The sequence below is a fragment of the Ruegeria sp. D7 genome, from assembly GCF_056534355.1.
This window is the reverse complement of sequence record NZ_JBQFPG010000017.1, coordinates 19,134-37,842: the sequence shown is the minus strand read 5'-3', so window position 1 is coordinate 37,842 and position 18,709 is coordinate 19,134. Positions and strand designations below refer to the sequence as shown.

At 56.2% G+C, this 18,709-nt stretch carries 16 protein-coding genes and 1 tRNA gene; 10 read left to right on the top strand and 7 right to left on the bottom strand.

From position 1 onward, the window contains the following. Positions 1–153 precede the first annotated feature (153 nt). A tRNA-Leu gene (locus tag ACRZ9U_RS18780) sits at positions 154–238 on the top strand. Between the two features lie 50 nt (positions 239–288). Here the strand turns inward: ACRZ9U_RS18780 and ACRZ9U_RS18775 are convergent. Beyond that, positions 289–906, bottom strand: a complete 618-nt coding sequence (locus tag ACRZ9U_RS18775; protein WP_170407287.1) for a TetR/AcrR family transcriptional regulator — start codon at positions 904–906, stop codon at positions 289–291. A 161-nt stretch (positions 907–1,067) separates the two neighbouring features. Here ACRZ9U_RS18775 and ACRZ9U_RS18770 point away from each other — a divergent pair, with 161 nt between their 5' ends. The 5 genes from ACRZ9U_RS18770 (at position 1,068) to ACRZ9U_RS18750 (ending at position 5,611) form a co-directional block, all read left to right on the top strand. Further along, positions 1,068–1,997, top strand: a complete 930-nt coding sequence (locus ACRZ9U_RS18770; RefSeq protein ID WP_170407284.1) for an AEC family transporter — start codon at positions 1,068–1,070, stop codon at positions 1,995–1,997. 102 nt (positions 1,998–2,099) lie between these two features. Then, positions 2,100–2,933, top strand: a complete 834-nt coding sequence (gene fghA, locus ACRZ9U_RS18765; protein WP_170407281.1) for an S-formylglutathione hydrolase — start codon at positions 2,100–2,102, stop codon at positions 2,931–2,933. Between the two features lie 3 nt (positions 2,934–2,936). Continuing rightward, a complete protein-coding gene (sthA, locus tag ACRZ9U_RS18760) occupies positions 2,937–4,397 on the top strand; it encodes a Si-specific NAD(P)(+) transhydrogenase (protein ID WP_170407278.1) in 1,461 nt (486 codons plus the stop codon). Then, entirely contained in the window at positions 4,394–4,849 is a 456-nt protein-coding gene (locus tag ACRZ9U_RS18755) for a YaiI/YqxD family protein (protein WP_170407274.1), read from the top strand. Before sthA ends, ACRZ9U_RS18755 begins: the two co-directional genes overlap by 4 nt. 141 nt (positions 4,850–4,990) lie before the next feature. Continuing rightward, complete coding sequence (locus tag ACRZ9U_RS18750) at positions 4,991–5,611, top strand: HAD family hydrolase (RefSeq protein WP_480902669.1); 621 nt, start codon at positions 4,991–4,993, stop codon at positions 5,609–5,611. 1 nt (position 5,612) lies between these two features. Here the strand turns inward: ACRZ9U_RS18750 and ACRZ9U_RS18745 are convergent, their stop codons facing one another. Beyond that, the gene (locus ACRZ9U_RS18745; protein ID WP_170407269.1) at positions 5,613–6,854 is read right to left on the bottom strand and encodes an MFS transporter; all 1,242 of its coding nucleotides are present in this window, start codon (positions 6,852–6,854) and stop codon (positions 5,613–5,615) included. Positions 6,855–7,002: 148 nt separating this feature from the next. Between ACRZ9U_RS18745 and zapE the strand changes: the two genes are divergently transcribed. Then, the gene (zapE, locus tag ACRZ9U_RS18740) at positions 7,003–8,061 is read left to right on the top strand and encodes a cell division protein ZapE (RefSeq protein ID WP_170407266.1); all 1,059 of its coding nucleotides are present in this window, start codon (positions 7,003–7,005) and stop codon (positions 8,059–8,061) included. Between the two features lie 43 nt (positions 8,062–8,104). Here the strand turns inward: zapE and ACRZ9U_RS18735 are convergent, their stop codons facing one another. From ACRZ9U_RS18735 to ACRZ9U_RS18720, 4 genes are read right to left on the bottom strand one after another with little or no spacing between them, the layout of a single operon-like run. Next, complete coding sequence (locus ACRZ9U_RS18735) at positions 8,105–9,379, bottom strand: bifunctional folylpolyglutamate synthase/dihydrofolate synthase (RefSeq protein ID WP_170407262.1); 1,275 nt, start codon at positions 9,377–9,379, stop codon at positions 8,105–8,107. Beyond that, on the bottom strand, positions 9,376–10,308 hold the full coding sequence (gene accD / locus ACRZ9U_RS18730) for an acetyl-CoA carboxylase, carboxyltransferase subunit beta (protein ID WP_170407259.1): 933 nt from the start codon (positions 10,306–10,308) through the stop codon (positions 9,376–9,378). The genes ACRZ9U_RS18735 and accD overlap by 4 nt, the downstream gene beginning before the upstream one ends. A gap of 59 nt (positions 10,309–10,367) precedes the next feature. Then, positions 10,368–11,267: a type II CAAX endopeptidase family protein gene (locus ACRZ9U_RS18725; RefSeq protein WP_170407256.1), complete on the bottom strand. Its 900-nt coding sequence runs from the start codon at positions 11,265–11,267 to the stop codon at positions 10,368–10,370. Further along, on the bottom strand, positions 11,257–14,352 hold the full coding sequence (locus ACRZ9U_RS18720) for an ABC transporter transmembrane domain-containing protein (protein WP_170407253.1): 3,096 nt from the start codon (positions 14,350–14,352) through the stop codon (positions 11,257–11,259). Before ACRZ9U_RS18720 ends, ACRZ9U_RS18725 begins: the two co-directional genes overlap by 11 nt. Positions 14,353–14,585: 233 nt before the next feature. Between ACRZ9U_RS18720 and ACRZ9U_RS18715 the strand changes: the two genes are divergently transcribed. The 3 genes from ACRZ9U_RS18715 to ACRZ9U_RS18705 all read left to right on the top strand — a co-directional run bounded on the left by ACRZ9U_RS18715 (position 14,586) and on the right by ACRZ9U_RS18705 (position 17,313). Further along, a complete protein-coding gene (locus ACRZ9U_RS18715) occupies positions 14,586–15,347 on the top strand; it encodes a DUF6478 family protein (RefSeq protein WP_170407250.1) in 762 nt (253 codons plus the stop codon). Between the two features lie 10 nt (positions 15,348–15,357). Beyond that, complete coding sequence (locus ACRZ9U_RS18710) at positions 15,358–15,723, top strand: hypothetical protein (protein ID WP_170407248.1); 366 nt, start codon at positions 15,358–15,360, stop codon at positions 15,721–15,723. Positions 15,724–15,786: 63 nt separating this feature from the next. Then, a complete protein-coding gene (locus tag ACRZ9U_RS18705; protein WP_170407245.1) occupies positions 15,787–17,313 on the top strand; it encodes an MFS transporter in 1,527 nt (508 codons plus the stop codon). A 48-nt stretch (positions 17,314–17,361) separates the two neighbouring features. Here ACRZ9U_RS18705 and ACRZ9U_RS18700 read toward each other — a convergent pair whose 3' ends face one another. Then, entirely contained in the window at positions 17,362–18,705 is a 1,344-nt protein-coding gene (locus ACRZ9U_RS18700; RefSeq protein WP_170393963.1) for a S41 family peptidase, read from the bottom strand. Positions 18,706–18,709 lie beyond the last annotated feature (4 nt).

The window sequence follows — 18,709 nt, the reverse complement described above, 5'->3', positions numbered from 1 at the left end:
TTTGGCACATGCGAGTTCTGGTTAAACTTACTTCGGCAAAAGATTGTTTCCAGCGAGACGATAATAAACTGCCCTCTCGCTTGATTTTACCTCTCGCACTCATTCAAAAGCTTTGCTATTCAGCGCGTCGTCGCGGTGCTTCGGCATCGGGTTGCGGGTGTGGCGAAATTGGTAGACGCACCAGATTTAGGTTCTGGCGCCGCAAGGCGTGGGGGTTCAAGTCCCTCCACCCGCACCAACACGACTTCTTACCATCAATGTGACTTATCGCTGGCGAACTTACGCAGTTCAAACGCCGTAGCGGGCCATAAACATGTCGACGGCCTGCAATGCGACCTCGTCGATTTCGTTCTGGTCAAATCGATTTTGGATACCGAACGCCGCGCGGCCCCATAGTCGGACTTTGCACAGTTCAGAAAACTGCTCGGCCGCGATGTTGACGTCTTCAACCGCCAACTCACCTTTGCTAACCGCCTTGGTCAAATATTCGGCCATCTGGCGTTGGCCGTTCCTCGGTCCTGCTTCATAAAACGCTTTACCAAGCTCGGGGAATCGGTCGCGCTCGGCCACACATATGCGAAAGACTTGCTGCGCGAAGTCCGAGACGAGAAAAGCCGTAAGCTGAGTGGCTGCTATCGTCAGCACCTCGCGGGCTGGCTTGGTCTCATCGATCATCGAAAGGATGCGTTCAGACATCAGGCGACATTCGGTCTGGGCAACCTCGGTGAACAACAGTCGCTTGTCGGGGAAATAGCTGTATAGCGTTGCCTTCGAAACACCCGCCGCACGCGCGATGTCATCGACGCTTGCGCCTTCAAACCCATCCGCCATGAAAACCTCTCGGGCCCCACGTAACACCTGGTCGAATTTACGGCCTGTACGCAGGATGGTGGCGGCTTGGGTCATGGTGTCTCCGGATTGCGATATCCTGCAACACTATAAACCGTTCGGTTCAGTTTCAACGCTTTTCACTCCGATAGCGGTTTTGGCACAACGTTACGGCTTCAATCGTACCGCCGACCGTGCGTCAACCTTGCGAGCCTGACCAGCCATGTTAACACGTTGCCATGGTCGAGATATTTCTGCGCACTCTCCCCTTTTTCGCAATCATCGGCCTGGGGTTCTGGGCCGGACGCAGCCGGTTTTTCCCTCCCGAGGCGACAGCATATCTAACCAAGTTCGTGTTTTTCTTTGCTTTGTCGGCTATGCTATTCCGGTTTGCCGCCACCCTGCCCTTTGCCGAAATTTTCAACGGTCGGCTGGTTATCGGGTATCTGATCGGCACTGCTGGCGTCTATGCGCTGGCGACGGCTATCGCTTATCTCCGAGGGCTGGACATCCCCACCGCCGCGGTCGAGGCGCAATGTGCTGCTATTGGCAATGTTGGGTTTCTGGGCCTGCCCATGCTTGCGCTTTTATTCTCCGAAGCTGCCATAGGTCCAGTGATGTTGGTGCTGACAGTTGATCTGGTTGTGTTTTCCTCATTGATCGTGATCCTGATCAACGGTGGCCGCGATGGTCGGCTCAGCCTGGGGACGATGCGCCTGATCGGGATTGGCCTGCTAAGAAACCCCATGATCTTGTCAATCTCCGCCGGATTGATCTGGTCCGCGTTAGAGGTGCCTGTACCAGCCCCGCTTAATGATTTTCTGACAATTCTGGGCGGTGCGGCTACGCCGGGGGCGCTGTTTGCCATCGGGGCGTCACTGGCAGACAAATCGGCCGAGCGCATCCAGATCGCGGGCTGGTTGAGTTTTTGCAAACTGGTGCTGCATCCGTTTTTCGTGGCACTTATGGTGATTTGGCTGATCCCGGTTGCCTCATTCCCTGCGATGGTCGCAATCGCGGCGGCGTCTTTACCAGTTGCAGGCAATGTTTACATGCTGGCTGCGCACTACGGTGTGGCCCCGCAACGGGCATCTGCTGCCATCCTGTTATCTACCCTCGCCAGCATTCTGACCGTCCCGCTGGCGATAGGATGGGTCAGCGGATTCTGATCTTCACCTTTTCGAAAAATGAGCTTTCCAGAGGTGGCTGCACTTTACGCCGACGCTGCAGAGCGGTAGCCATGGCCCGGACACAACGTAAGGATCAGCTTGATGGAAACCCTTTCGGAAAATGCCTGTTTTGGTGGTGTGCAGGGCGTTTATCGCCATGCTTCCTCGGCCTGCAAATGTGATATGACATTTGGCCTTTTTCTTCCAGCCGAAGCCAAGGACGGCCCCGTTCCTGTTCTGTGGTATCTGTCGGGCCTGACCTGCACCCATGAAAATGCCATGACGAAGGCGGGTGCCCAGGGTTGGGCGGCCGAACAGGGCATTGCGCTGGTGTTCCCCGACACTTCACCACGCGGCGAAGGCGTGGCAGATCACGAAGACTATGACCTTGGCCAAGGCGCAGGGTTCTATGTCAATGCCACGCAAGGCCCTTGGACGCCTCACTTCAACATGTGGGATTATATTGCCGAAGAGTTGCCGGCCCTTCTGGCCAAGAACTTTGCGATTGATCCTGATCGTCAGGCCATCACAGGACATTCGATGGGTGGGCATGGCGCATTGACGCTGGCGATGAACCTGCCCGGGCGTTACCGCTCTGTTTCGGCCTTCTCGCCGATCTCGAACCCGATGGGTGCGGATTGGGGTCGCAAGCAACTCAGCGCGTATCTGGGCGATGATGAGGCCGCTTGGGCCAAGCATGACGCGTCGGCGATGATGAAAAGCACAGGCTTTGACGGACCGGTCCTGATCGACACCGGTGCAAACGATCAGTTTATGGATCTGTTGCGCCCGGAGGCACTGGCGCAGGCAATTGCCGAGCGTCGCCAGCAGGCCACTTACCGACTGCAGCCCGGCTACGACCATTCCTATTATTTTGTGTCCACCTTTATGGAGGATCACATCACCTTCCACGCCGAAGCGCTGTATGGGGACTGAGGCATGAGCAAATATGACTATGACCTGATCATCATCGGCTCGGGCCCTTCAGGCCGGGCAGCGGCGATTCAGGCAGGCAAATTGCAACGCCGGGTGCTTGTGATTGACCGCAAAGACCGTTTTGGTGGTGTCTCTGTTCATACCGGCACGATCCCATCGAAAACCTTGCGAGAGACGGTGCTGAACCTGTCAGGCTGGCGCGAGCGCAGTTTTTACGGGCGTTCTTACCGGGTCAAGGATCAGATCAGCGCAGAGGATCTGAAAGCACGGCTGCACATGACACTCGATCACGAGGTCGATGTGCTTGAGCATCAGTTCAACCGCAACCATGTTGAAACGCTGAACGGGTTGGCGACGTTCACGGGGCCACACGAGATCGAGGTGGCTACGGATGCAGGCGAATCCACGCGTCTGACAGCAGCCAAATTCCTGATCGCCACCGGCACCAAGACCTACCGGCCAGATTACGTGCCTTTCAATGGCAAAACTGTCGTCGATGGGGATGATTTCCTTGAGATGGAGGAAATCCCGCGTTCGCTCTGCGTGATCGGTGCGGGCGTGATCGGCGTTGAATATGCAACCATGTTCTCGGCGCTTGATGTCCGGGTGACGTTGATCGAACCGCGCGAGACGTTTCTGGATTTCATCGACAAGACACTGATCCACGATTTCACACATCAGATCCGTGAAAATGGCGTCGATCTGCGGTTGGGTGCAGCCGTCGAGAAAATAGAAGACGCCAGTAGCCATGTTGAGATCACGCTGGACAATGGGCGGCACGTCCGGGCCGAGATGCTGCTGTTTGCAGCCGGGCGGATGGGGGCAACCTCGGCGCTGAACCTGGATACGGTTGGCATTGAAACGGATCATCGCGATCGTATCAGTGTGGACCGCAAGACCTATCAGACCTCGGCGCCGCATATCTATGCCACCGGAGACGTCATCGGGCATCCGTCGTTGGCCTCAACTTCGTTGCAACAAGGGCGGGTCGCGGCCTGTCATGCGCTGGAGACTCCGACCCTGCCGGAAAGCCCCTGGTATCCGTATGGGATCTATTCGGTCCCCGAAATCTCAACCTGCGGGATGTCCGAGGAAGAACTGCAGGAGCGTGGTATTCCCTACGAAGTGGGCGTGGCCCGTTTCCGCGAAACCTCACGCGGGCACATCATGGGGTTGGAGCATGGCATGCTGAAAATGCTGTTTTCGCTCAAGACCCGGCGGGTTCTAGGTGTGCAAATCGTTGGCGAAGGGGCAACCGAGCTGATCCATATTGCGCAGGCGGTGCTGAACCTGAAAGGCACGGTGGACTACTTCGTGCAGAACACGTTCAACTATCCGACCCTTGCCGAAGCTTACAAAATCGCGGGGCTGGATGCCTTTAACCGGATGCCCATTCCGGACGAATTCAAGGTGCGCAAATCGACGCCAAAGGCGAAGTCAGCCCCAAAGGTCAAAGAGGCGTGACGACGCTATACATCGACGGGGATGCCTGCCCGGTCAAAGCCGAGGCTGAACGGGTGGCAACCCGGCACAAGGTGCCGATGGTTCTGGTCTCAAACGGAGGGCTACGCCCCTCTACCAACCCGTTGGTGCAGGTAGTGATCGTCGCCTCGGGAGCAGATGAGGCGGATAAGTGGATTGCCGAACGCTGCGGCACCGGCGATATTGTCGTTACCTCTGATATACCGCTGGCCGCCAAGTGTATTGAAGCCGAAGCACGCGTGCTTCGGCCCAGTGGTGAGGCTTTCACTGCGGCCAATATCGGTCAGCAATTGGCAATGCGCGATCTGATGGCGGACCTTCGCGCGGCAAACCCGCTGGGGACAGGTGGCGGGGGAAAACCATTTGGCAAAGCCGACCGGTCGCGTTTTCTAGATGCGCTTGAGCGCGAGATACGCGCTGCCCTACGAAGGTAGTGCTCCCGCCGGTCAGAGTCACATCAAAGATGCGTATCCTCCCGTTGGGCTGGGCAGCGCGTGCCGCGCTGCGGTTGGCGCTTGCATCTCTGACCTGCGCTTGGTTCAGTCGTTGTGATTGAACTGGTATGGGATTAAGTCATGGCCATTGAAGCCGTCGTCTTTGACATCGGAAATGTGCTGATCGAGTGGCAGCCCGAGCGCTATTATGATCGGGTAATCGGCGAGGATCGTCGTCGCGCCATGTTTGACGAGGTCGATCTGCATGGGATGAATGATCTGGTAGATCAGGGCCATCATTTCACGGATACGATTTACAATTGGGCGGACAAGTACCCGGAATGGCGCGATGAAATCCGAATGTGGCATGACAACTGGATCGAACTGGCCGCGCCCGAGATCCCACATTCAGCGCGACTGCTGCGCGCGTTGCGGACCAAGAAGATCCCGGTGTTTGCCCTGACGAATTTTGGGGTTCAGAATTTTGACTATGCCACTACCGTTTATCCGTTTCTGAATGAGTTTGATCGTCAATACGTCTCGGGTCGGATGAAGACGGTCAAACCTCATATGCCAATTTACGAAATGGTTGAGGCCGATTGCGGCATCCCTCCCTCGGCGCTTTTGTTTGCAGATGACAGGATCGAGAATATCGAAACAGCAAGGGCGCGCGGATGGCAAACGCATCACTTCATCGATCCGCAGGGTTGGGCGGAGCGATTGGTTTCTGAGGGGCTGCTGACCGCTGAAGAGGCCGCATAGCTCAGGCTGTCACGCCGGTTGGCGAGCGGTTTTCGCGGATGGGCAGATGAATGATGGCACTGAACGCTCCGATCGCGACGCCGATCCACCAAACCATAGTGTAGTCACCGAATTGGTCGTACATGCGCCCGCCCAACCAGATTCCCAGAAAGCTGCCGATCTGATGGCTGAGGAAGACGATCCCGTAGAGCGTACCCATGTACCGCAGACCATAGAGATGCGCGACAAGGCCCGACGTCAGCGGCACGGTCGCCAGCCAGAGCGACCCCATTACAAGCGAGAACGCGATCACGGACAATGGCGTGATTGGGAAAACAATGAATGCTCCTGCTGCAAGCGTCCGACCGGTGTATACCGCCGCGAGCAGGTACTTCTTCGGAAAGTGATTTCCAGCCCATCCGGCCAAAAGGGTTCCGCCGATATTGGCCAACCCTATCAACGAAATCGCAATCGCCCCCAAGGCTGAAGTTGTGGTGATCCCCATCGAATGTAAGACGCCTCCGGGTTGGATCGGGCCGCACATCTCGGTGACGAAGGCAGGGAAATGGGCTGTGACAAAGCCCAGTTGATAGCCGCAACTGAAAAAGCCGATCGCAATCAGCGAATAAGACGGGTCGCGGAATGCCTTGGACAGGATCTGCCCCATACTCTCTTCTAGCTCCGTCCTGCTGACGGGCTGAGGCGCGCGCATGAATGGCAATGTCAGGATCAATGCAAGGATAGCCACCGCAAAGATCAGAAACACTTGCTGCCAGGGTAAGAAAGTCAGCAACCACTCTGCTGTGGGTGCGCCAATGACTTGCCCGAAACTGCCCGCTGCGGTGACAATCGCCAATGACATCGAGCGGTTCGCATCCGATGAGGCACGACCTACGACCGCAAGGACCACGCCAAACCCCGTCCCAGCGATCCCGAAACCCACGAGCCAGGCATACATCTGATGTTCAAACGGGGTAACGGACCATGCCGTCAGGACCATTCCCGCCGTATAGGTCAGAGCGCCCAGAACGATGGCGCGCCGATCACCTATCTTTTCCGCAATGGCGCCAAAGATCGGCTGGCCGATCCCCCAAGCCAGGTTTTGTATGGCGATCGCCATCGAAAAATCGCTGCGTAGCCAGCCGAACTCATCCGCAATCGGTATCTGGAACACACCAAAAGAGGCGCGTACGGCAAAACTGACTGTAATTACGATGCAGCCGACGATCAGGATCGGGTTCAGCAAACGGGTGGATTGCGACATTAAGGCTCCGAAGATTGGTTCCAGCAGACGTTAGCGGTACAACTCGGCGCGTCAATTCAGGAGTTTTGTGACGCCAGTTCAGCAAAATTGATGTGTCTGGAAAAAAGGTTTCTTTTCAACACACGAAGCGATCGGTATGGCTCAACTCATGACGGATCTAATTTCACACTATGAAGATCTTATTGCTGATGGGACACTGACCCGGGACGACGCGCAAGAGGCTGTGCTGCCCCGGTTTGAGCGCATTCGGGCAGCCTTGGCCGAACCGGTTAAGCGTGGATTTTTCCGCAAAGCGCCGCCGCCACCCAAGGGTTTGTATCTTTGGGGAGGTGTTGGGCGCGGCAAGTCGATGTTGATGGACATGTTTGTCGAGACATTGGGTGAAATCCCAGTTCGACGGGTGCATTTTCATGCGTTCATGCAGGAAATCCATTCCGGTCTGCACAAGGCGCGTGAAGACGGCGTTGAGGACGCGCTGGTCCCTGTGGCCGATGCAGTCATCAAATCGGCGCGGGTGCTGGCCTTTGATGAGATGCAGATCATCGATATCACCGACGCGATGATCGTGGGGCGGTTGTTTGATCTGCTCTACAAGGGTGGTGTCGTTATCGTTACGACTTCGAACAGACATCCGGATGATCTATATAAGGATGGGTTGAACCGGCAGCTTTTTCTGCCTTTCATACAGCACATCAAAGAGCAACTGGAAGTGTGGGAGTTGGTTTCACCCACGGATTACCGGCAGAACCGACTTGAAGGCTCGCCGGTTTACTTCACCCCCATTGGGCCCGAAGCGCGGGAGAAGATTCGTGGGGTTTGGAATGATCTGTCGGGTGGACCGGCAGAAGAGCTGGCCCTTCAGGTGAAGGGTCGCGAAGTTGTCCTGCCCGCCTTTCGCAACGGCGTTGCACGGGCCTCGTTTTATGACCTCTGCGGACGAATGTTGGGTCCGGGAGACTACCTGGCCATCGCAGAAGCGCTGAAGGTATTGGTTCTTGAAGACATCCCGCGTTTGTCACGCAATAATTTCAATGAGGCCAAGCGCTTCGTCACCCTGATCGATGCGCTTTATGAGGCGAAAGTTCGGCTGATTTGTTCCGCCGCCGCAGAGCCTGAGATGCTCTATGTCGAAGGGGAAGGAACTTTTGAGTTTGAGCGTACGGCCTCGCGCCTGCGGGAGATGCAAGACAAGGATTGGGGCAGATAGGGGCTGCTGCCCTGGCGCAGAATCTTTTTCATCAGGCGGAGGATCAGGCGTTTTCTCTAAGGATGTTTCCCGCAAGATAAAGCGACCCGCAGATCAGAATGCGTGCATCAGGGGTTTGAGCGGTGATTGCGGCGAGCGCGTCTGTGACGCTGTCTGCTGTTGTGGCGGCCAGATTCACCTTAGCAGCAGCGGCGGCGGTTTCGTCCGCGCTCAGCGTATTCTGCTCACCCGGGATCGATACGGCCGTCAGGCTGTCTGCCCTTTGGGCCAATGGCGCGAGATAACCGGTGACATCTTTGGTATTCAGCATACCACAAATCAAATGCGTGGGACGTTCTGGTAGTGACACTAAAACCTCGGCCAAAGCAGTGCCTGCAGCCGCGTTGTGACCGCCATCCAACCACAACTCAGCTTGAGGGGCCTGCTCAACCAGAGGACCGATTTTTAGCCGCTGCATGCGCGCGGGCCATTCGGCCTTGGCCACAGCGGCCTCGTAGGCATCATCGCCCATTTGCAGGTGGCGCAACGCAGCCAGAGCCGCGCCTGCATTTTCGATCTGATGAGCACCCAGTAGGTTTGGCATAGGCAGATCGCGCAAACCGGTTTCGTCCTGATAAATAAGGCGACCGTTCTCAGTATGAACATGCCAGTGCTGCCCGTGGACCAATAGCGGAGCGCCCAGACGGGCTGCGGTATATTCGATGACTTCCAGCGCCTCATCCTGCTGCGGGCCGACGATGCAGGGAACGCCCGGCTTGATGATTCCGGCTTTTTCAGCGGCGATCTTGCCCAAAGTGTCGCCCAGGAACTGCTCATGGTCGATCGAGACGGGGGTGATGACCGTCAACTCGGGCCGTTCGATCACGTTGGTGGCGTCCAGCCGCCCGCCCAGCCCGACTTCGAGCAGCGTATAGTCAGCTTTGGTGCGGGAAAATGCCAGCAGCGCGGCGCAGGTGGTGATTTCAAAATAGGTGATGTTCTCACCGCCATTTACGGCGTAACACTCATCCAACACGGCGGTAAGTTCGGGTTCGGAAATCAGCTCACCTGCCAGTCGGATTCGCTCGTGAAACCGGGCCAGATGAGGTGAGGTATAAGCATGGACCGCATGCCCTGCCCCTTCAAGCCCCGCCCGGATCATGGCCTGGGTCGAGCCCTTGCCATTGGTTCCAGCGATATGAATGACTGGAGGCAGCTTAACCTGAGGATTGTCCAGTGCCGCCAGCAAACGCCATACCCTGTCCAAGGTCAGGTCGATGATCTTGGGGTGCAGCGCCATCATCCGGTCTAGGATGGCATCCGAAGATGGGGAGGTCATTTTTCGACCGCGTCCTCGGTGGGTGCCTCGGTTGGGGCTTCTTCCAGCTCGGGCGCAGGAAGGTCGCCTTTGACCGCAGGGGGCTGCTTCATCAGCATTCGGGTGATGGTGATCAGCTCATCCCGCATCTCGGTGCGTTTGGTCACTCGGTCGAGCATCCCGTGATCCAGCAGATATTCAGCGCGCTGGAATCCTTCGGGCAGTTTCTCACGAATGGTCTGTTCGATCACACGGGGTCCGGCGAAACAGATTAGGGCATTGGGTTCCGAAATATGAACGTCACCCAGCATCGCGTACGAGGCTGTAACGCCGCCTGTAGTCGGGTGGGTCAGGACAACAATATAGGGCAGGTTTGCTTCTTTTAGCATCTCCACTGCGACCGTCGTACGCGGCATTTGCATCAGGCTCAGAATGCCTTCCTGCATCCGCGCGCCGCCGGCTGCCGAAAACAGGATCAGGGGCCGCTGTAGCCTAACAGCCTCCTGTGCTGCAGCAATGATGGCATTGCCTACATACATGCCCATCGATCCGCCCATGAACGAAAAATCCTGCGCGGCTGCCACGATCGGGGTACGGCCGATTTCGCCAACGGCGACCAGCATCGCTTCTTTCTCGCCGGTCTTTTTCTGGGCCGCCTTCATACGGTCAGGGTATTTTTTCTGATCCCGAAACTGCAGGGGATCGTCTTTCGGTGCCGGGACATCAACCTCGGAAAAAATACCGCCATCAAACAGATGTTGGAACCGATCGCGCGGCGTGATTGCCATGTGATGGTCGCACTGGGTGCAGACATTCTGGTTTTCCGCCAATTCGCGGTGGAACAGCATGGTTCCACACTCATCACACTTGTGCCAAAGGTTTTCGGGCACTTCGCGGCGCGAGAAGATCGAATTGATCCGGGGGCGGACGTAGTTTGTGATCCAGTTCATGTCGGAACCTTGATAATGCGGCGTTGACGTCAAATAAGACGCAATGCCGGGAAATGCAATCAGCGCCTGAGGACCAATCTTGCGGTGAGCCACCCCACGATCATCAGCGCAAAGTCGACTAGCAACCAAGGTCGCAACGCTTCGGCGTCCGATGCCTCATAAGGAAGATGGAACAAGGCCAGGCCACCAAGGTTGTCGGGAAGCGAAATGACAAGCAGAGCCGCGATGTTATTGAAAAAATGCAGCGCAATGGCGGGGCCCAGCGTACCCGCTCGCGCGGTCAGATCGGCGGTCAAAAGCCCAAATGTCAGCGCCCAGATGGCAATCAAGACCGCATTGTCTCCGACCGTCGCGGGGCTGTAGTGGCCAGCTGCGAACAAGATTGATGGCAGACCCATCCAGATCAGCGGAGACCGAAACCGCGCGGCGAGGCCCTGTTGCATATAGCCTCGGAACAGGATTTCCTCGGCGCTGGTCTGAATCAGCACCGCAACAGCGGATAAGGGAAGCAGCAAAAGCCATTTGGTTAACGCGAGGTTCGCCACCAATGGTGCACCAAGGTCATAGGGGGGGAGTATGAATATGACTGCACCCAGCAGAAGCAATGCGCGAACAACGCGCCAAAACTGCCAGATTGCGATGGATTGTTCGCCCAGGACCGAGGCAAGTGACCGGTGCTGAAATAGTCGTGCCCCCAACGCCACGCCAATAGTGACAAAAATAAAGCTGGAGAGCACAATAAGGAGCGCTGTTGGCGACGATCCATTCAAGAATGTGACCGCCGATCCTGATGAGCCAAGACTGGCAACGATTGCGAACAAGATTGCATTGAGCGTGACCACAACCACTGAGACCAGCGCAAGACCAGCCAACAAGCGCCATATCTCGGGATATCTGCGGGCGGCACCTAGCAATTGCTGATGACTTGAATAGGCCCCCCGCCTTTCATTAGTGCTCATCGGATTGCTCAGCACTTACCGAAGGCAGGTCATCCCCAATTGGAGTGTTGGGGTCACGCAACCGCTCGGACACCGTGGACAGGTATCCGGCCACGGTTTCAAGCAGCCTCATCGCAACGCCCGCGTCACTTTCAATCACAGCACGCAATTCCTCCGCGCCGATCCGCAGGAACGAGCAATCCGTGAGGGCCACCAAATCCAATTGTCGCGGCTCATTGGTGATAATCGCAAGATCGCCGATAAGGCGCCCGGGTTCTACTATCGAGAGCGAACGCATTTCACCGTGTTCATTCAGCCAATTCAGGCTTGCCGAACCTGAAATACACAAATACGCCGCATCGGGAGCCTGGCCACGTGCGAAAATGGTTTGACCTGCCGCGACCTCGTACCATTGGGCCGAAAACGCCAGAAGACGCTGGTTACGCCCATCGACTCGTGAAAACAACTCGGTCGAAGAAATGATCTTGAGTTTCCGGCTCAGGTCGTCCGTCCCGGTGTCTTCAGCATCGGTGGACACGCGTGAGACACCATCGATGCGACCGTCCTTTATTTCAACAAACAAATCATAGGCTTCCGGATGGGCAAAATGATCCTCCATAAAGATCATAATCGAGTCGGGTAATAACTCGCGCAGCTTCAGACGGGTCCGCAGGCGGCTTTCAGAGTCGTGGCTGGCCAGTGCCTTGTCGAGTATCAGGATATCGGGGCGTTTGATCCCGGCACGAGAAAAGGCAGCACGCTCCTGAAACACTGTCGGAAGGTTGTTCCCACCTAACCCGGACGGCAGGTCGTAGATGATCGCGGCGGCCCTTCGGCGCAGCCCGGCCTCGTTCAGAACCTCCGCGACCAGATCTTCGATCTCTTCTGCATGAGCACCAGCCATGATGGATACCCGACCATACAGAGCGTTTTCCATTGCTGTCAGGCGGGGAACGTAGACGTCCGGTGACACCGGCACGAACATCGCACCCATAGCGCCCCGCAGCCGTTCGGCCTGACTGTGACGAATGGAAAGGATTTTGTCCTTGTACTCCTCAGGGAAACTTGGGCCGATTTGTTCAGCGGTCAGCATGAATGGAACGGTCAACAGCAGCGCACGTTCCTGATCGCCGATGGCTTCTTCGCCCTTGGTTTTGCGGCGCTCTTCGATATCGAGCAGACGGTGGTACATGTCTTTTGACATGCCAAGCCGCAAGAACAACGGGTGATCGGCCCCATCTCGCCCGAAAGTCTGGTTTAGGGTTTCCAGAACGGCCTGAGCGATGCTGAGCGCGTCATCATCCAGGCCATTGCCCGTAAGCAACGACAGAAAGCGGTGGTCCCCCGCCAGAATGTCCGGTGCGATATCATGCGTCGGTGAAGCGAACAGCAGGTTCCCGCCCAAGGGCACGGCGGGATTGAACTGGTCAGGATCGAACCGATAGACATACTTGTCCAAACCGCGCTCTTGCAGGCGTGTGGCAACGGTATCTCGCAGATCGACTATTTCTTTCGCGAGCACCGGGTGTACTTCCGGGTCGAACTGAGAGCGCAAAGTGCGCCGGAACATAAATTCATCAATGCCCATCGCTTCGACAAGCTGGAACCACCAATCGCGAATATCCTCGATGTCATCAAGACCCGCGAGGCTTGGATCTATCCATTCATCGGACAGTGAATCGGGTGGGTTCCCGGCGCGCACGGCTTCGATCTGGCGGCGTGAGGGGGCCTGCAATGCACCACTTTCGTGTTGAGGATGCGTGCGCAGCGGCATTAGCAGGTTATCACCCAATGTTCCGTCGAACAGGTAAGGGCGTGAATAGGCATAGCCGATCCGCGCCGCAATCACCGCCTGATGCAGGCTGTTGAGGTTGTGGCCAGCCATCAGAACCTCGCCTTGAACCGGGAGCACTTCGCGCGTCAGCAACTGCGCAAGCGCACTGCGTTCCGAAGCGTGTTTCGACTGAATCGCAACCCGGGCGCCTTGGGGAATGGTAAGATCAATATCCTCAAGGATGGTCTTTCCGTCATCATCACGAACGGTCACGTTGCGCAGTTCGATATCGCCGGTTAGGTGCGGGATTGCCTCGGGGACGCCCTCAAACAACTGTTCGGGTATCATATTCGATGGGGCAAACCGTTCGGTCACAATTTCCCAGCGCAGTGACATGTCCTGTACTTGGTTGTAGTAGGTCAGAAGATCCTTCCAAGGGCCGCTGAGGTCTTTATATGCACCCAACGCGGCGACCAATGCGCCCACTGTCACCTCGCCCGTGATCGCCAGATAGCCGCCTACTGAATAGAACAGGAAGGGTGTCATCTGAGTGATCAGATTGTTGAGGAACTTCATGAAGAACTTTTTGTTGTAGATCTTAAAACGGATCTCGAACAAGGTTCCTAGCCGATGGCTGAATTGCGCCAGACGATAGCGCCAGCCGCCATTGGTGCGCAGATCGCTGATACCAGCAGCACTTTCGCCAATCTCAGAGCTCAGCCGCCGGACCTCCTGAATGCGATCCTTGTTCAAAAGGTTGATCTGACGTTGCAATTTGGGAATCAGCCAGGCCTGCAAAGGGATCAATGCAATACTGGCCAGACCAAACCACACGCTTTGCATGAAAAGAAACGTGACGATCGTCATCATCTGGCCGAACTGAAAAACGGGCTGCGCGATGGCATCTCCCATCAACCCGCCCATGGGTTCGGCCTCGGACGTGATCATCGATACCAGTTCACCTTGGCTGGTGGTGGCGAAATAGGATTTGGGAAAGCGCATCGAGCGGCTGATCAAGGTAAAGCGCAGGCGACGCAACATCCGTTCAGCGAGAATGCCTTTCATGGTATTGATGCGCATTTTCATCACGCCACTGGCGATGACAGTTGCCAAAAAGGCAAAGCACAGAATCAGCAGGTACTGCACCTGGGTCACGGTGATGCCGAGTACTGTCACGGTGTCTGCGGGCGCACCAATCGCGTCGTTGATGATCTGCTTAGGAAGCTCCAACGAAGCGTAAAGGAACGGAAATGACAGAACGGTCAGCAACAGCAGGACCAATTGCTGCTTTTTCGAATGCTTCCAAATGAATGAAAATAGGGTGGGTTCCATTCCCCTGCCTCATGATGAGCCTGTATGATCCGGGACAAATGCCGATTGCCCGAGCGACGACGGTAAGCCTCGGCCCGAGCTATTGCAAGAATGGCGGCTCTTTGCGACGCAGAAACCAGCTGGATAGGAGTTCACATTTAGGATTCGGGAAGATTTATCCGCTAATCAAGTAAGACTGGTTTGTCCCCTGCCCCGACTTTGACTAAAGAGGGGCTGTCTTGAAAGATGGGGCGATGGGCAGATTACTGGATCGATATATTCAACTAAAGGCTCTGGGGCGCTGGCAGCGTGCCGCGCAGCAGTCTGACCACCTCGCACTGCCTGAGCTTCGCCGCCAACGTGATGACGCCCGGCGGTTGCGCGGCAAACTTGAACAAGCAATTCAAAAAGCTGATGCTCGACTGATCCAACCCTTGATTGGGGCGACGCAGTTTCCAAAACCCCTGGGAACGGATTGGTCGTGGCGACCGGACCTGTGGCGGACGCCACTGATCCGCAAAGGTATAGCCTCGGCCCCGCGCAAGGCGCGGATGGATGGGCAGGTCATCCTGTTTCACGATTGCAGCCAGGTCGAGATCGGGCTGCAGCAAATCCGAAATCGGCGAGACAAGGATTTGGCGCCTTTCAGTCTGGCCGTTGAGGTATTTGATTTTCAGGGATCTTTCCTGTCGCTCTCCGTTGATCTGCCCACGGATGCCGCCATAAATCTGTCCCGCCAGCATCTGATGCGGGTCGACACTCTGGTTGAGTGCGAGCGTTCTACCGTTGTCTTCGCCCGCCTGAACATTCAGCATGGCCCTAATACCGAGCAGGTTCTGCGCGAACTTGATCTTTCAACACCTGCGGCGACTGTAGATTTTGATCTGGCCCATCTGAACGTGAATGAGCGTCGAATTGAAAAACTCTGGCTGGATCTGATCCTTGATCAACCCGCGATGAACCGTGTGGTGTTTCGTGACCTGACATTCTGCCGTTACCACCGGGCCGATCTGTAAAGGGTACTCAATGTCTCATACCACCCTGACACCAATCCGCTTCGAAAACGGCCTGTGGGAAGGCCATTTGACCAGCGAAAGCCCCCCTCAGATCAAGGTGCTGTTTCTTGGTGAGCCTTTGACTGATGTTGAGTTGGAACCAGCAACAGATGGCTGGGCCTTGCGCATCCCAGTGCCGCCCGCCGCCCTGTCGGAAGGTGTCCATACTGTCGTGATTCACGATGGAACAACAGGCCATAAGCTGGGGGATTTCACCATCATCGCCGGTTCACCTGCCGCAGATGATCTGAGGGCCGAAGTCGCTTTGTTGCGCGCCGAGCTGGACATGTTAAAGCGCGCGTTCCGCCGCTCTCAGGCATCTCAAAGCGAAACCTGACCACAGTACTGATAGGATTGTCCCTATCTTTTCAGGTCCATACGTGCATCATTGGATTGGCCTATGGATCGCAACAGCATCATAAAGGTCATCGCGCTGATGGTGACGGGTTTCGGGATCGGGATCGATTTTACCGGTGCCCTGATGCTGGTCCCGGCAATCGAAAACAGCTTTGACGCCGACATCACCAGCACCCAGTGGGTTCTGAATATTTACGCTCTGTTCTTTGCAATGACGATGGTGGCCGGAGGTCGCCTGGGTGACATGTATGGTCATCGCAAGATGATGATCATCGGTCTTTCGATCTTTCTGTTTGCGTCGGTTTTATGCTTTGTCTCACCCGGTTTGGACTACCTGATCGGCGCACGCGCCTTGCAGGGGATCGGGGCGGGATGCGTGTGGCCCTGCACACTGGCATTTGGAGCCACCAAAGTGTCGAAAGAAGAACACCGCGCATTGGTGATGGGGCTGATACTGGCGGGTGTCACCACGGGTAATGTCTTTGGACCGATGATTAGCGGCGCGGTGGTCAATCTGGGTGATTGGCGGTTGTTTTTCCTCGCCAATGTGGTGTTTTCCAGCATTTCGATGACGACTGCGATCCTGCTGATGGAGCGTGAGACCGAGCATAAGAAAGGTGAACACATCGACTTTGCCGGGATGGGCATCCTGTCTTTTGCAGTTTTGCTCTTGCTTTACGGTTTGGATGTTGGTGCCGATTGGGGCTGGACTTCGCTGCCGCTTTTGCTGCTGTTTTTTGTCAGCGCCGTTTTTTTCTTCCTGTTTCCGAAAGTCGAAAAGAGGGTCAAGGAACCCTTGCTAATGCCTCAGTTGATGCAGAACCGAGAGTTTCTGATTACCTTGGGTCTGAATATGTTCAACGTCTCGGCAGCTTTTGTCGGGCTGCTATATTTTCCGCAGTATATGCAAAAAGTCTTGGGATGGTCTGTGTTCCAATCGGCGCTGGGTTTGGCACCGCTGACGGTGTTGCTAGCGGTCGGATCGATCGTCTCGGGTACGCTGTATAACGATTTTGGGCCCAAGCGACTGCTGTTTTGGGGATATATTTGCGCCACAGTCGGGGCGGCAAGCGTTGTCATCATGCCTTCCGGGACCGGATATTTTCAGATTCTGCCCGGAATGGCGCTGATTGGTTTGGGCGCAACGCTGACGGTCGGGCCTTCGGGAACAGCCGCTGTATGCGCGGTCAAGCCGGAACGCGCCGGACTGGTTGGCGGCCTGAGTTTCATGACCCATCTTGTCTATGGGGCAATCGCGGTCGCCTGTGCGACGGCGGTCATGTATGTGACAAGCCTGTCCAGCCTGAAAACCCGATTGACCGCGTCAGGCATCAACATGTCCGACGCTGACCAGAAAGCGATCAATGGTGGAACGCTGAACACAGACTCGGCAAAAGCAGTGCTTGAAAAGTTGAATTCAGGTGAAACTGAAAAGGTTCAGGCCGCCATTGCGGCGGCCTTTGATACCGGAATGAATATGGCTTTTGTATTCGCCACGATCTCAGTCGCTGCTGGAATCGTCTTGGCGCTGATGCTGGATGAGAAGAAACTGCACAAGGTCGAAGGGTAACACTTCAGGGTGCGAGTATAGGGCCGCAGATGGCGGCCCCCCTCCCCTTTATTGTGACGGCCCGGTCGGATTGAACGCGGACAGGCCTTTGAGAATATCAATGGCATAGGCCAGTTGATAATCCTCTTCCCGCAGCTCCGCCGTGGCTTCGGCCTTGGCGCGATCTTCTTCGATCTGGCGAATCTCGTCCTCGCTGAGGCTGTCATTATTCAGGCTGCCGCGCAGATCGGCCTCGGACCGGGTGCGAGTGTTTGTATCTTCCTCTTCCTCGTCAACCGGGTTGTTGCGCGGTTGCTCGACGATGATGTCCGGGCTGACGCCAAGCGCCTGAATCGAACGACCCGAGGGCGTGTAGTAGCGAGAGGTTGTCAGACGCATAGCCCCGTCACCCCGAAGCGGCATGACCGTCTGCACCGATCCCTTGCCGAAGCTCTTAGTGCCAACCACGATGGCGCGATTGTGATCCTGCAAGGCGCCCGCGACAATTTCCGACGCTGAGGCCGAACCACCGTTGATCAGCACAACGATGGGCTTGCCTCCGGTCAGATCGCCGGGTGTTGCGTTGAATCGCTCACCATCTTCAAGATTGCGACCCCGGGTCGAGACGATTTCGCCCTCATCCAGGAACGCGTCAGAGACCTTAATGGCCTGAGTCAACAACCCGCCGGGATTGTTACGCAGATCCAGAACGATGCCATTGACGTTTTCGATGCCCCCGGCCTCTTCAATCTGTTCTTCCAGTCCTTCCTTAAGGTTCGGATAGGTTTGGTCATTGAAGGTCGTGACACGCAACACGACACTTGTACCTTCGGTACGTGCACGAACTGCGGTCAGCTTGATCGTGTCGCGAACGATCGTTACGTCGAATGGCTCCTGCTCGCCTTCACGCACGACTGTGATCACGATTTCCGATCCCACCGGGCCGCGCATCAGGTCCACGGCTTTATCCAGCGTCAGCCCCAAAATGCTCTCGCCATCCACATGAGTGATGAAATCGCCCGCTTCGATACCAGCAGCATCCGCTGGGGTGTCATCGATGGGCGATACAACTTTGACAAAGCCTTCTTCCTGCGTGACTTCGATACCGAGCCCGCCAAATTCGCCACGTGTCTGCACGCGCATCTGCTCGGCATCATCAGGCGACAGGTAGCTGGAATGTGGGTCTAGCGAGGTCAGCATCCCGTCAATCGCAGCCTCGATCAGCTCGTCGGTTTCTACCTCTTCGACATACTGGGCGCGAATACGTTCGAAAATGTCACCGAACAGATCAAGTTGTTCGTAAACACTTGCCTTGTTCTCGGCCTCTTGCGCAAGCAGAGGGCCTGCGATCTGTGTTGTTGCGACTATCCCTGCCACGGTGCCGGCCAGTCCGGCCATCACAAATTTCTTCATACTC